Here is a 13098-nt window from a genome sequence, read left to right on the forward strand (position 1 = left end):
GGGAACGCCGCCGTCTCGTCGGCCGTGCGAAGGAGCACCTCATGACCGTTGCCCCGTGGAGAGACCCCAGCGTGAGCGTCGAGCAGCGCGTGGAGTCGCTGCTGGCCGATCTCAGCCCCGAGGAGAAGATCGCCCAGCTCGGCAGCTATTGGAAACGACCCGAGATCGGGGACGCCGAGGGCTTCGCGCCCATGCAGTCCACCTTCGATGAAGGCCGCGACCCCTTCGAGGACGCCGTCCAGAACGGCCTCGGGCACATCACCCGCGCCTTCGGCAGCGCGCCCCTCACCGCCGAGGAGGGCGTGTCGAACCTGCGCCGCCTGCAGAGCGCCGTCACCGCCGGCTCGCCGCACGGCATCCCGGCGATCGCCCACGAGGAGTGCCTGACCGGGCTCATGGCCCATGAGGCCACCACCTACCCCGCCGCGATCGCCTGGGGAGCCTCCTTCGCCCCCGAGCTGATCGGCGAGATGGCCGCACGCATCGGGTCGGACATGCGCGCGATCGGCACCCACCACGGTCTGTCCCCGGTGCTGGACATCGTGCGCGACTACCGCTGGGGCCGCATCGAGGAGACGATGGGCGAGGACCCGTATCTCACCGGGATCCTGGCCACCGAGTACGTGAAGGGTCTGCAGAGCTCCGGGGTCATCGCGACCCTGAAGCACTTCGCCGGCCATGCCGCCTCCCGCGCGGGCCGCAACCATGCGCCCGTCTCCATCGGCCTGCGCGAACTCCACGAGATCGACCTGGTGCCCTTCGAGATGGCCGTGCGCCTGGGCAAGGTCCGCTCCGTGATGAACTCCTACGCCGACATCGACGGCATCGCCCCCGCCGCCAGCCGCTGGCTGATGACCGAGCTGCTGCGGGACACCTGGGGCTTCGAGGGCACCGTCGTCTCCGACTACTGGGCCGTGAACTTCCTGCAGTCCATGCACCGCGTCGTGGAGACCACGCGCGACGCCGCCGTGACCACCCTGCGCGCCGGGATGGACGTCGAGCTGCCCGAGACCAACACCTTCCCCGAGCTGCTGGACGCCATCGAGGCCGGCGAGCTCGAGGTCGAGGTGCTCGACGCCGCCGTGCGCCGCGTGCTGCGCCAGAAGGTCGAGCTGGGCCTGCTGGACCCCGAGTTCGATCCCGCCACCACCGGCGGGGCCATCGACCTGGACCCCGCGGAGAACCGCGAGCTCGCCCGGCGCGTGGCCGAGGAGTCCATCGTCCTGCTGCGCAACGAGTCCGCCGTGCTGCCGCTGGCCGCACCGGGCCGCATCGCCCTCATCGGCCCCAGCGCCGTCGAGCCGCGCAGCTTCCTGGGCTGCTACAGCTTCACCAACCACGTGCTCTCCCGCCTGGAGGACAACGGCACCTCGGTCGCCGTGCCCTCGCTCGCCGAGAGCCTGGCCGCCGAGTTCCCGAACTCGACGGTCACCACGGTGGCCGGGACCGACTTCACCGATACCTCGACCGACGGCATCGCCGAGGCCGTGACCGCCGCGGAGGCCGCGGACGTCGCCGTGCTCGCCGTGGGGGATATCGCGGGCCTGTTCGGCGCCGGCACCTCCGGTGAGGGCTGCGACGTCGCCGACCTGCAGCTGCCCGGTGCCCAGCACGAGCTCGTCGAAGCCGTGCTCGGGACCGGCACCCCCGTGGTGCTGGTGCTGGTCACCGGGCGGCCCTACGCGCTCGGCGCCTACGTGGACCGCTGCGCCGCCATCGTGCAGGCGTTCATGCCCGGGGAGGAGGGCGGCAGTGCGCTCGCCGGTGTGCTCTCCGGGCGCGTGAACCCCTCCGGTCGCCTGCCGATCGGGATCCCCGGCGGCATGGGCGGCCAGCCCGGCACCTACCTCGCCCCGGTGCTCGCCTGGGTCAGCGACGGCATCTCGAACATCGACCCCCAGCCGCTGTTCCCCTTCGGCTTCGGGCTCGGCTACACCCGTTTCGAGTACTCGGACCTCGAGCTCTCCGCCGCGGAGATCGCGGCTGACGGCACCGTGGAGATCGCGGCCACAGTCACCAACGCCGGTGACCGCGACGGCAAGGAGGTCGCCCAGCTCTACCTCAGCGATCCGGTCGCCTCCGTGGTGCGCCCGCTCAAGCGCCTGGTGGGCTTCACGAAGATCGCCCTCGCCGCCGGGGAGAGCGCCCGGGTCACCTTCCGCCTCCACGCCGACCGCACCTCGTTCCTCGGCCAGGACTACCAGCGGATCGTCGAGCCCGGCGAGTTCCGCGTGCGGGTGGGCTCCTCGAGCGAGGACATGCGACTCGAGGAGTCCTTCCGGATCACCGGCGCGGTGCGCGTGGTCGGCGACGGCGAGCGGGTGCTCGACACCCCGTCCGACGTCGCACGGCTGCGTGGCGGGCAGATGCCGTCGCCGTCCGCGTCGGTCGCCGCAGGAGCGCCCGCCGGCACTGCTGGCACGCCCGCCGACACCGCAGGCACGCACGTCGGCACTGCTGTCGGGGGCGCCGGTACCGCCGCCGCGAGCGTCCCCGAGGGGCTCTGATGGCGGCCCCGTCGGCCGCATCGGCGCCCGGCGACCGGCTCGAACCGATCGAGCTGCAGGTCGTGGACGCCGACGGCGCGCCGCGCCCGGGAGCGTCGGTCACGGTGGAGCAGGCCCGGCACGCCTTCGGCTTCGGCTGCACCGCCTTCGCGCTCGCGCAGCCCGGCGACCAGGCCGCCGCCGAGCTCGAGGGGCTGTGGCTGGACCTGTTCGACACCGCCACGCTGCCCTTCTACTGGCGCTGGTACGAGCAGACCCCCGGGACCACGGACGCGGACCGCCTGCGGGCCCTGGCTGCGCACCTCCGCGACCGCGGCGTGCGGATCAAGGGTCATCCGCTGCTGTGGCACACCCTCGCGCCGACCTGGCTGCAGGAGAAGGACGATCAGGGCGTCGAGGACGCGATCCGCGCGCGGATCACCCGGGAGGCGAGCGAATTCGCCGGGCTCGTCGACCAGTGGGATGCGATCAACGAGACCGTCATCCTGCCCGTCTTCGAGGCCGAGGAGAACGCGGTCACGCGCCTGGCGCAGGCCCGCGGCCGGATGCACGTCATCCGCCTCGCCTTCGAGACCGCCCGCGCCGCGGACCCCACGGCGCGCCTCGTGCTCAACGATTTCGACCTCACCCCCGCCTACGAGGACGTCATCGAGGAATGCCTCGAGGCCGGCGTGCAGATCGATGCGATCGGCCTGCAGACCCACATGCATCAGGGGTATCGGGGCGAGGAGCAGATCGCCGAGGTGCTCGAGCGCTTCTCCCGCTTCGGTCTGCCCCTGCAGATGACCGAGACAACGCTGGTCTCGGGCGATCTCATGCCCTCCCACATCGGCGATCTCAACGACTACGTGGTCGACTCCTGGCCCTCGACGCCCGCGGGCGAGGAGCGCCAGGCTGATGAGCTCGTGCGCCACTACCGCACCGTGCTCGCGCACCCGGCCGCGGAATCGCTCACCTACTGGGGGCTGGACGACGCCTCCGCCTGGCTCGGCGCCCCCGCGGGCCTCGTGAGGGCCGAGGGGACCCCGAAGCCGGGCTATCACGCCCTGCGCGAGCTCATCCGCGATCAGTGGTGGGTGCATCGCGCCGAGCATCGGGCCGACGAGAACGGCATGGTCCAGCTGCAGGGATTCGCCGGGGACTACACGGTCGAGACCGACGGGCAGGTCCACGAGGTCACGGTGCCGCGCGGGGGACTCCTCACGCAGCAGGTGCCGGCGCCGGCTCCTGGTCGTCCGCGTCGGGGCTGACGAAGCGCTCTCGGAGGAGCCGGGCGACCGGTTTCTCCGAGTGCCACAGGGCCACCGTGAGCAGCGAGCCGGCCAGCAGGAGCATGAAGCTCCCGACGAAGTGCACGAGCCCGAGGGTGAGCACCCCGAGCGAGACCAGGGCCAGCGTCGAGAGCGGCTTCGTGAGCAGGGTGAACATCGAGAGCCGCAGCACGTCCACGACGCGGAAGCGGAAGTTCGACACGATCGTCAGGGCCCGCACCAGAACCAGCAGCACCAGCGCCCCGAGCACCAGGAAGGCGGCGTTGAAGCTCGCCGTGCCCAGCTGGGTCCCGAAGGTGACGTTCGCCGTGAGGATCCCGAGCACGAGCACCGCCGGAACACCCACTTTGAGGCTGTCCAGCAGGTTCGCCCGGTATCCGTGCAGGAAGCGCGAGGCGGGCACCAGGTCGCGGTCCTCGGACCGCCGGCGCCAGGCGTAGAGCGCCGCGGAGACGGCCGGCACCACCGGCAGGGCGGCGATGACCAGGAGCAGGGCGTTGCGAGGGTCCGCCGACAGCATCGTCCACACGAGGATCATGGGGGAGCTCGCGAGAACCAGGAGCACGTCGATCGCGACGAGCCAGTAGACCCACTCGGTGACACCGGTGAGCACGCTGCGGTTCTGCCGTGCGGGTGACATCGGGCCTCCTTCGAGGGCGTGATGGGCTGTCGGGCTACCCGGCGCCCCCTACAGTATTGCGCCGAAAAGAGAAACTTTCGCTCTCTCAGGCCCCGACGATGCGCAACTGTTACCTGCGTTTCAGGCCCTTCGGGAGAGCGCTCTCTCGCACATTCACGAGAACGTGCTGGTGAATGCCATGTCGGCGCGAGCGTCACTGGGGTTCTCACGTGATACCCAACCTCTTGACCAGCACGCTCGTGCCCGCTAGGTTAAGTTTCACACCGAAACTTCAGCGAAAGTATTGGTGCGCTTTCCTGCCGCACGATGACGCGCGGCAGTCAGCCCTACGGAACAGGGTGCGGTCGATCATCGCCGCCCTGCTCCCTCGAGAACCGATCCGGATGCCGCCCAGGACGGGCGCAGCATCACTCCATCGGACTCAGCAGTGCCAGCAGTTCATGCTCCACCCGTTCAGCCGGCCGCTTTCTGCGGTACGGCCATGATCTCGACGAGGAGACGGCCATGACGACGTCGCACCCCTTCCATCTCTCGCAGACCCGCCGCAGTTTCGTGGGACTCTCCGCAGCGGCCTTCGGGACGCTCGCTCTGGCCTCCTGCGGCTCCGACTCCGGAGAGGAGGTCGACGTCGAGTCCCAGAACGTGGGAGCGATGGAGAATTACGCCGCGGACACGCAGTTCACGGCCGCTGAGCCGTTCGAGGTCAGCATGCTGTGGACGGACTGGCCCGAGGTTCCCGTCGAGGACTCCTGGCGGATCTTCGATCTCATCAAGGAGCTCACGAACGTCGACGTCACGCTGACGCACATCCCGTTCAGCGATGCCACCGAGAAGCGCAGCCTCCTCATCAGCGCCGGCGATGCGCCGACCCTGATCCCGCTGGTCTACACCGGCGAGGATTCCCCCTTCGTGTCCTCCGGCGCCGTCGTGCCGCTGAGCGACTATGCGGACAAGATGCCCAACTTCCAGAAGTACATCGAGGAGTGGGACCTCGCCGACATGATCAACAACCTCAAGCAGGCCGACGGCAAGTACTACATGGTGCCGGGCCTGCAGGAGGTCTCCGTCCCGGTGTTCAGCCTGGTCATCCGCAAGGACATCTTCGAGGAGGTCACCGGCGCTGTGCCCAACACCTGGGAGGAGGTCCACGAGGGGCTCAAGCTCATCAAGGAGAAGTACCCCGACTCCGTGCCGCTGGCAGATGGCTTCGAGGCGCAGTCCATGCTCAACTACGCAGCCCACGCCTTCGGGACCAAGGCCGGCTGGGGCTTCGGCGACGGAGCGATCGAGGGGAGCGACGGCAAGCTCACCTACGTCGCCACCACCGACGAGTACAAGCAGCTGGTGGACTACTTCCGCGGACTGGTCGAGGACGGCCTGCTGGACAAGGAGTCCCTCACCGCCTCGAACGACGGCAGCGGCGCAGCGGGCGTCGACGAGAAGTTCGCCAAGGAGCAGTGCTTCGCGGCCTCGGGCTCCTCCGGCACGGCGATCGAGTTCGCCACCGCGCTGAACGAGACCGTGGGCGACGGGAACTTCTCCGTCGCGCTCATCCCGCCGCCCGGCGGTCCCGCCGGCGACAAGGTCGAGCCACGCAACTTCTGGCACGGCTTCATGCTCAGCTCCGAGATCACGAAGTCGGAGAACTTCCTGGCCACGCTGCAGTTCGTCGACTGGCTCTACTTCAATCCCGACGCGCGCGACATGCTGCGCTGGGGCGAGAAGGACGTGACCTTCACGAAGGCGGACGACGGCACGATCGAGCTCGACAAGGGGTACTCGCTGGACGACTATGCGCTGAACGCCGGTGCCGAGACCGATATCAAGGTCGACCTCGGCTTCTCGACCTTCCCGGCCGAGTCCACCGAGTCCCGGGCGCTCAAGGAGTCCTACAGCACGCCCGAGTTCGTCCAGTACATCGACGACGTGCTGACCACGCGGACCCCGCGCGAGCCGTTCCCGCCCACGCCGATGGACGAGACCGAGCTCGAGCAGGCCTCGCTCCTGGCGACCCCGATCAAGGACGCCGTGGACACCGGGACGCTCCAGTTCATCATGGGCGAGCGCGACATGAGCGAGTGGGACGCCTTCGTCGGTGAGCTGCAGGCGGCCGGTGTGGACCGGTACCTCGAGCTGCTCAACACCGCACGGGACCGCTTCGTCGAGGCCAACGGCTGAGCGGGGCTGATCAGCAGACGGAACGGGTGATCACATGACCCTGGCACAGACACGGGACGTCGCGGCGCAGGAGCCTGCGCCGCGACCCCCGGCCCCGAAACGCCGACCGGGAGCGTGGAAGCGGGCGCTGCGGCGCGACTGGCCGCTGTACACCTTCGCAATCGCGCCCCTGATCTTCCTGGCGATCTTCCGCTACCTGCCGATGCTCGGCAACGTCATCGCCTTCCGCCGGTTCCGGCCGGGCGGGAACATCTTCGGCGACGAGTGGGTGGGAATGCTCTACGTGGATATGTTCATCCATGATCCCGCCTTCTGGAACGTCTTCACGAACACCGTGATCATCGGCGGCATGACCCTCGTGGTCTGCTTCCCGCTGCCGATCATCCTGGCGCTCATGCTCAACGAGGTGCGTCGGACGCATTTCAAGAAGATCGTGCAGTCGATCAGCTACCTCCCGCACTTCCTCTCGGTCGTGATCGTGGTGGGCATGGTCTACCAGCTGCTGTCCCTGCAGGGGACGGTCAACCAGATCACGGAGGCCTTCGGCGGGGACGCCGTCTCGTTCCTCCAGAAGCCCGAATGGTTCCGCTTCATCTATGTGGCCTCCGAGGCCTGGCAGACCGTCGGCTGGGGCACGATCCTGTACCTCGCCGCGCTCACCGCCGTGGACGACGGCCTCTACGAGGCATCGCGCATCGACGGGGCCAACCGCTGGCAGCAGACCTGGCACGTGACGATCCCGGGGATCCGGCCGACGATGGTCACGCTGCTGATCCTCAACATCGGCAACTTCCTCAACGTCGGGTTCGAGAAGGTCCTGCTCCTCTACAACCCCATGACCTACTCGACCGGAGATGTCATCTCGACGTACCTGTACCGCGTCGGCCTGGTGTCGAACAATCTCAGCTATGCGGCGGCCATCGGCCTGTTCCAGGCGATCATCGGATTCGCGATGGTCATGTCCGCCAACTTCATCTCGAAGCGATTGGTGGGGACGAGCCTGTGGTGATCGAAGCAATGGCCCCGGACACGCCCCGCAAGGCGCCCGTCGCGGCCCGGACGTCCCGTATCAAGGACTCCACCTCGTACAAGGTGTTCACCGTCGTCAACATGACGGTCCTGGTGCTCATGTGCGCCCTGATGCTCTACCCGTTCGTCATGCTGCTGGCGCAGTCCTTCAGCTCGGCGGGGGCGATCAACGCGGGCAAGGTGAGCATCTTCCCGGTCGACTTCAACATCGACACCTACAAGGCCGTCGCGAACAACGGCGCCTTCTGGCGCAGCTACGGCAACACCGTGGTCTACACCGTGATCGGCACGACCATCGCGATGGTCCTGACCACCTCGTACGCCTTCGTGCTGTCCAAGAAGCACCTCAAGGGCCGCGGTCTGCTCATCGGCATCGCCGTGTTCACGATGTTCTTCAACGGCGGCATCGTCCCCAACTACGTCCTCATCTCCTCCCTGGGGATGAAGAACACGATGTGGGCGGTGATCCTGCCGCCGGCGCTGTCGGTCTTCAACCTCCTGGTGATGAAGGCGTTCTTCGAGAACCTGCCCACCGAGCTCGAGGAGGCCGCGCATATCGACGGTCTCACCTGGTTCGGGATCTTCTTCCGCATCGTGCTGCCGCTGTCCAAGGCGGTCATCGCCACGATGGTGCTGTTCTACTCGGTGCAGTACTGGAACGACTGGTTCGCCGCGTTCCTGTACCTCGACAAGACGGATCTGTTCCCGGTCACGCTGTTCCTGAGGAACCTGATCGCCGGGGCCTCGACGGCAGCCTCCGAGGGGGCTGCGGCGTCCGGCGGCAGCGTCAGCGACATCAACGCCAACATCCAGTCGGTGACGATGATCCTGATCCTCATCCCGATCCTGAGCGTGTACCCGTTCGTGCAGCGGTACTTCGTCTCCGGCATCATGCTCGGCTCCGTCAAGGGCTGACGCGACCGTACGAGCTGGCGTGCTGGCGAACGTGCGAACGTGCGAGCGGGCGGTCGATCCTCGGATCGGCCGCCCACTCCTCGGAGTGACTGACGATCTCTGCAGAAAACATCCGAAAGCATGATCGAAACTTCGATCAGAGTTTAGGCTGTGGGGCGGGTGCCCTGCGATGAAGGGTGTCCGGCACGGTTACCCTCGGGTGATCGGTGCCGACGAGGGCTTCGTGTCGAGAGGTGAGGGTGTGGACATGCCAGAGGATGCTGCCCGGCAGGGCCGGGTCACCCTGAAGGACGTCGCCGAGAAGGCGGGGGTCTCGCTGGCGACCGCCTCGAAGGTGATGAACGGTCGCGCGGACGTGCGCGACTCCACGCGCCAGGAGGTCGCCGAGGTGGCCCGAGAGCTCGGCTATCAGCCGAAGCGACGCGATACCGACCGTCGTCGCTCGGTGATGATCCACTTCGACACGCTCACGAGCCCGTACGCGCTGCAGGTGCTCGAGGGTGCGGAGCGCGCCGCCCGTCGGGCCGACGTGGACCTGCTGGTCATCAGCGTCGACGAGCGCGGCGAGGGCTATGCCGGGCCCACGCGCGCGCAGATGGCGGACATCGCAGCGCGCGGCATCGAGGGTCTCATCGCCGTCACCTCCCCGATCGGGACCCAGCATGCCCGCTGGAGCAAGGACCTCAAGCTGCCGCTCATCGCCGTGGACCCCGTGACGATCGGCCCGGACACCAAGGGCGTCGTCACCATCTCGGCGACCAACTGGGAGGGCGGGTCGCTCGCCGTCCAGCACCTCCTGGACCTCGGTCACCGACGGATCGGCATCATCGGCGGGCCCGAGGGCTCCGTCCCCGCCCGGCAGCGGGTGCAGGGCTATCACAGCGCCCTCGCGCAGGCCGGGATCCCGGTGGACCCCGCGCTCATCCAGCACGGATCCTTCGGCTACGAGGACGGCCAGCGCAATGCCGAGAAGCTGCTGCGGCTGCCCGAGCCTCCCACCGCGATCTTCGCCGTCGCGGACACCCTCGGCGTGGGCGCCCTGCGCGCGGCCCGGCAGCTGGGCGTGAGCGTCCCCGAGGAGCTCAGCGTGGTCAGCTTCGACGACACGATGATCGCCAGCTGGACGCATCCCCAGCTCACCGCCGTGCGTCAGCCGCTGTTCTCGATGGGACAGGTGGCCGTGGAGCGGCTGCTCGCGCTCTCCTCGGACCCGGGGCTGTTCGCCCACCCGTTCAAGCTCGAGACGCACCTGGTGCAGCGGGAGTCGACGGCGCCTGTCTCCCCGCAGGGTTCCTGACCACCGGCCGTGCACCGCGAGCGAGGCGCTCGCGGTGCACGGGCCGGAAGGGCGCGAGCGGGGGACTCAGCCCTTCTTCTCGACGAACCGATCGCGTGCGGTGTTGATCAGGTCCACGTAGGCGGGCAGGCCGGCGGCCTCGAGCTCCTGGCCGAACGCCTCCCACTCGCTCATGTCCCGTTCCCCCATGATGAACTGCAAGGTGGCGGTGTCCACGGCGTCCTTGATCGGGGTCGCCATCAGCGACGCCTGCTCCAGCTCGCCCTCCTCCAGCGGGGCGGGGGCCCAGGGCGGCATCGATTCCAGACTCTCGAGCACCCCGTCGATATAGGCGGTGAAGTCCTCGGAGTTGTAGGACTGCTTCAGTGATCGGGACTCGGTGGCCTCCGCCAGGTAGGTCGAGAAGCCGAGATCCTTGAGGATGTCGGTCCCGGCGCCGGTGTTCAGCTCGAAGCTGTCCAGCGAGTACCCCTCGTTGAGGGTGATCTCGCCGTCCTCCGCCTTCGTGTAGGTCTCGCCCTCGACACCCCATCGGGTCATCTCCCGGGCGTCGGGGTTGAAGTACAGCCAGTCCATGAACTGCAGGATCGCCAGGAAGTTCTCCGACGAGGCGATCTCGGAGTTCAGCATGAACCCGTGCCAGAAGTTCCGGGGCCCCATGATGTTCCCGCCAGGACCGGCAGGCGGCGGGATGAGCTGCAGCTCGTAGTTCCCCTTGCCGAGGGTCTCGTCCATGGCCTGGGCGAACTCGAAGACGGTGCCCGAGGAGCCTGAGGCGGCGAAGCAGGTCTCCTTCGCGAACTTCGCGTCGATGCTCGCGGCGCCGCTGCCGTCGTTCGCGGCAGTCAGGGACTCGGGGTCCAGAAGCCCTTCCTCGACCAGGCTCCGGTAGTACTCGACCATCGCCTTGTACTCGTCGGAGGTGGCCGCGTACGTCATCGGGCCGTCGTGGCCGCCCATCATGCCGTCGCCGAAGCCCCAGCCGGCGCGGGTGTTGAAGGCGTAGCCGCCGTAGTTGATGAGCGACTGGCCCTCGAAGCCGTCGGCCAGCGGCAGCGAGTCGGGGTACTTCTCCTTGATCGCCGTGAGCCCCTCGTGGACCTCGTCCCAGGTGGTGGGGATGCCGATGCCGATCTCCTCCCAGACGTCCTTGCGGATGATCAGGGAGAAGGAGGGGACCCAGACCTCCTGCAGGCCGGGGAGCATGTAGTACTTCCCGTCGGCCTGGCGGATGTTGTCCAGCATCTCTCCGAGGTCCCATTCCTCGACGTACTTGCGGAAGTTGGGCATGTGCTCGATGTAGTCGCTCATCGGCAGGATCGCGCCGGAGGAGACGAACTGGGTCTCGTCGCCGCGATAGATCAGCGGGATCACGCTGGGGGCGTCCCCCGCGCTGAGGAGCAGGCTCCGCTTCTCCACGTTGTCGCTGAAAGGGACGTGCGTGAGCTCGAGCTCGACGTTGGTGAGCTCCTTGATGCGGTCGAACACCTGCCAGGTGTCCTGCACGGGGTTCTCGGGCCAGTCGGTCCACAGGATCGACAGCGTGATCGGCTCCGTGGCGGTGAACTGCTGGTCCGCCTCGAAGGACTCCATCGCCCCGACGTCCAGGGTCGAGGGATCGGCGGCGTCCTCGGGGGAGCTGCTGCCGCACGAGGCGAGCGCGAAGGTGCTGAAGGCCGCGGCGCTGAGGCCCACGAAGCTGCGCCGGCTGGTGAAGGGGCCTGGGGTCGGACGGGTCATGAGGGACTCCCGGTGTGGCTCGAAGGTGTCGATCAGCGAGGAGGGCCCATCGCCGCTCCCCGGGGCACGGCCGGCGCGGAGGTGGCGAGCCGTGGACTGCGACGGCCGACGGTGGCGTCACTGCCACCGTCCGACGTCCCCTGAAGACAACTAGAAAGTTTCCGAAAATGCAGGAATCCTATTCAGGTGAGTTGAGGGTAGGGAATTCGGCGGTGCTCGTCAAGGGTTCGCACGATGTGCATGGTGGCGGGGTTGTCAGCGGCGTGGCCTTGGCGTATCGCGGCGTGCACGGTCGGTGCCATGAGAAATGTTTCTAGAAAACTTTCTACAACGCGTCGGTCTTGCAGAGAACATTTAGCCGCTCGATATGGTGCCCGGGTGACGGAGACCTTCGGTCGTAGCGGTCATAGTGGTCGTGCCGGTCGTGCCGGTCGTCCAGACCTGCTCGGTCGCCCCGGTCGCCCCGGTCGCCCCGGTCGCCCCGGCCGTGCCTCTCGCCCTGCTCCGGCCAGCCGGGTCAGCGAGCAGTCGCCTCGGCCGGCACCCGGTCGCGCAGCCAGGCCAGCTGGATCATGCTCTGTGTGGCCGCGCCGCCCTCGTGGTTGTTGAAGGGGTAGACCTCGATGTCCTTGCTCGGGGTCGCGCCGCTGAGTCCGGCGTAGTGGTTGTACGCCGCGAAGACCGTCGAGGGTGGGCAGGTCATGTCGCGCAGCGCCGCCGAGAAGAGCGTGTCGGCCCGGGCCCGGCGCGCGAGATGCACGACGTCGACGTACCGGAGCGTGTTCTCCACGGCCGCCTCGCGGCCTCGTTTCACGGCGAGATAGCGGACGATCTCCTGGTAGGGGTCGGCGTCGGTGATGTCCATCGCCCGACGGATCTGGCACAGGAAAGGCACGTCCGCCATCACCGCGTCGACGTCGGGCACCAGGCTGCCCGCGGCGATCGCGAGCCCGCCGCCCTGGCTGCCGCCCGTCACCACGACGCGCCCGTCGGCGCCCGGGAGCGCGCGGGCCGCATCGACCGCACGCGCGGCGTCGGTCATGAGCCGCGTGAGGTACGAGGTCTCGGGGGATTCGATGCCGCGGGTCATGGATCCCGGGGCGGCGGGTCCGGAGCCGACGGGATCCGGGGTGTCCCCGCCGGAGCCCCAGCGGCTGCCCTGGCCGCGGGTGTCCATCACCAGGTGCCCGTAGCCGGCGCTCGGCCACAGCAGATGCTCGATCGGCTCCGAGCGCCCGCCGCCGTAGCCGATGTACCGCACGACCACCGGGAGGTCGGCCTCGATGCCGGCAGGGCGCAGGTACCAGGCACGGATCGGGGCCCCGTCGTGCCCGTTGAAGGTGACGTCCCAGGTGTCCACCAGGGACAGCCCGGTCTCCACGGGCCGGATCTCGAGGAGCGGCTCGACGGTGCGGGCGCGATCCAGCGTGCCCGCCCAGAACTCGTCGAGGTCGGCCGGCTCGTCGAGCTCGGGGAGGTACTCGTGCAGAGCGGGGAGCGGGAGGTCGAACAGCGGCATCG

The 13098-nt window shown here is 68.4% G+C and carries 9 protein-coding genes; 6 read left to right on the plus strand and 3 right to left on the minus strand.

Translation table 11 applies throughout. The features are described 5' to 3' along the window. The first annotated feature begins 41 nt into the window (after positions 1–41). Both ACT3T5_RS15280 and ACT3T5_RS15285 read left to right on the plus strand, forming a co-directional pair. Positions 42–2507 (plus strand): beta-glucosidase, encoded by a 2466-nt coding sequence (locus tag ACT3T5_RS15280; RefSeq protein ID WP_444594807.1) that lies wholly within the window; start codon positions 42–44, stop codon positions 2505–2507. Continuing rightward, entirely contained in the window at positions 2507–3757 is a 1251-nt protein-coding gene (locus ACT3T5_RS15285; RefSeq protein ID WP_444577343.1) for an endo-1,4-beta-xylanase, read from the plus strand. Before ACT3T5_RS15280 ends, ACT3T5_RS15285 begins: the two co-directional genes overlap by 1 nt. Here ACT3T5_RS15285 and ACT3T5_RS15290 read toward each other — a convergent pair. Then, entirely contained in the window at positions 3708–4418 is a 711-nt protein-coding gene (locus ACT3T5_RS15290; protein WP_444577341.1) for a DUF624 domain-containing protein, read from the minus strand. The genes ACT3T5_RS15285 and ACT3T5_RS15290 overlap by 50 nt on opposite strands. A gap of 504 nt (positions 4419–4922) precedes the next feature. On the opposite strand from ACT3T5_RS15290, the gene ACT3T5_RS15295 reads away from it, so the two are divergent. From ACT3T5_RS15295 to ACT3T5_RS15310, 4 genes are all read left to right on the plus strand, one after another. After that, positions 4923–6596 (plus strand): ABC transporter substrate-binding protein, encoded by a 1674-nt coding sequence (locus ACT3T5_RS15295; RefSeq protein ID WP_444577340.1) that lies wholly within the window; start codon positions 4923–4925, stop codon positions 6594–6596. A 34-nt stretch (positions 6597–6630) separates the two neighbouring features. Continuing rightward, the gene (locus ACT3T5_RS15300; protein ID WP_444577338.1) at positions 6631–7605 is read left to right on the plus strand and encodes an ABC transporter permease; all 975 of its coding nucleotides are present in this window, start codon (positions 6631–6633) and stop codon (positions 7603–7605) included. 8 nt (positions 7606–7613) lie between these two features. Further along, on the plus strand, positions 7614–8540 hold the full coding sequence (locus tag ACT3T5_RS15305; protein ID WP_444577529.1) for a carbohydrate ABC transporter permease: 927 nt from the start codon (positions 7614–7616) through the stop codon (positions 8538–8540). 247 nt (positions 8541–8787) lie between these two features. Then, complete coding sequence (locus ACT3T5_RS15310) at positions 8788–9837, plus strand: LacI family DNA-binding transcriptional regulator (protein WP_193118698.1); 1050 nt, start codon at positions 8788–8790, stop codon at positions 9835–9837. A 66-nt stretch (positions 9838–9903) separates the two neighbouring features. On the opposite strand, the gene ACT3T5_RS15315 is transcribed toward ACT3T5_RS15310, so the two are convergent. Both ACT3T5_RS15315 and ACT3T5_RS15320 read right to left on the minus strand, forming a co-directional pair. Beyond that, positions 9904–11577 carry an ABC transporter substrate-binding protein gene (locus ACT3T5_RS15315; protein WP_444577337.1) on the minus strand — a complete coding sequence of 558 codons (1674 nt, stop codon included), beginning with the start codon at positions 11575–11577 and terminating at the stop codon, positions 9904–9906. 517 nt (positions 11578–12094) lie between these two features. Beyond that, positions 12095–13096: an acetylxylan esterase gene (locus ACT3T5_RS15320; RefSeq protein WP_444594808.1), complete on the minus strand. Its 1002-nt coding sequence runs from the start codon at positions 13094–13096 to the stop codon at positions 12095–12097. Positions 13097–13098: the final 2 nt, after the last annotated feature.

It is taken from the genome of Brachybacterium sp. AOP3-A1-3 (assembly GCF_052378285.1).
In the GTDB taxonomy this organism is placed as follows: domain Bacteria; phylum Actinomycetota; class Actinomycetes; order Actinomycetales; family Dermabacteraceae; genus Brachybacterium.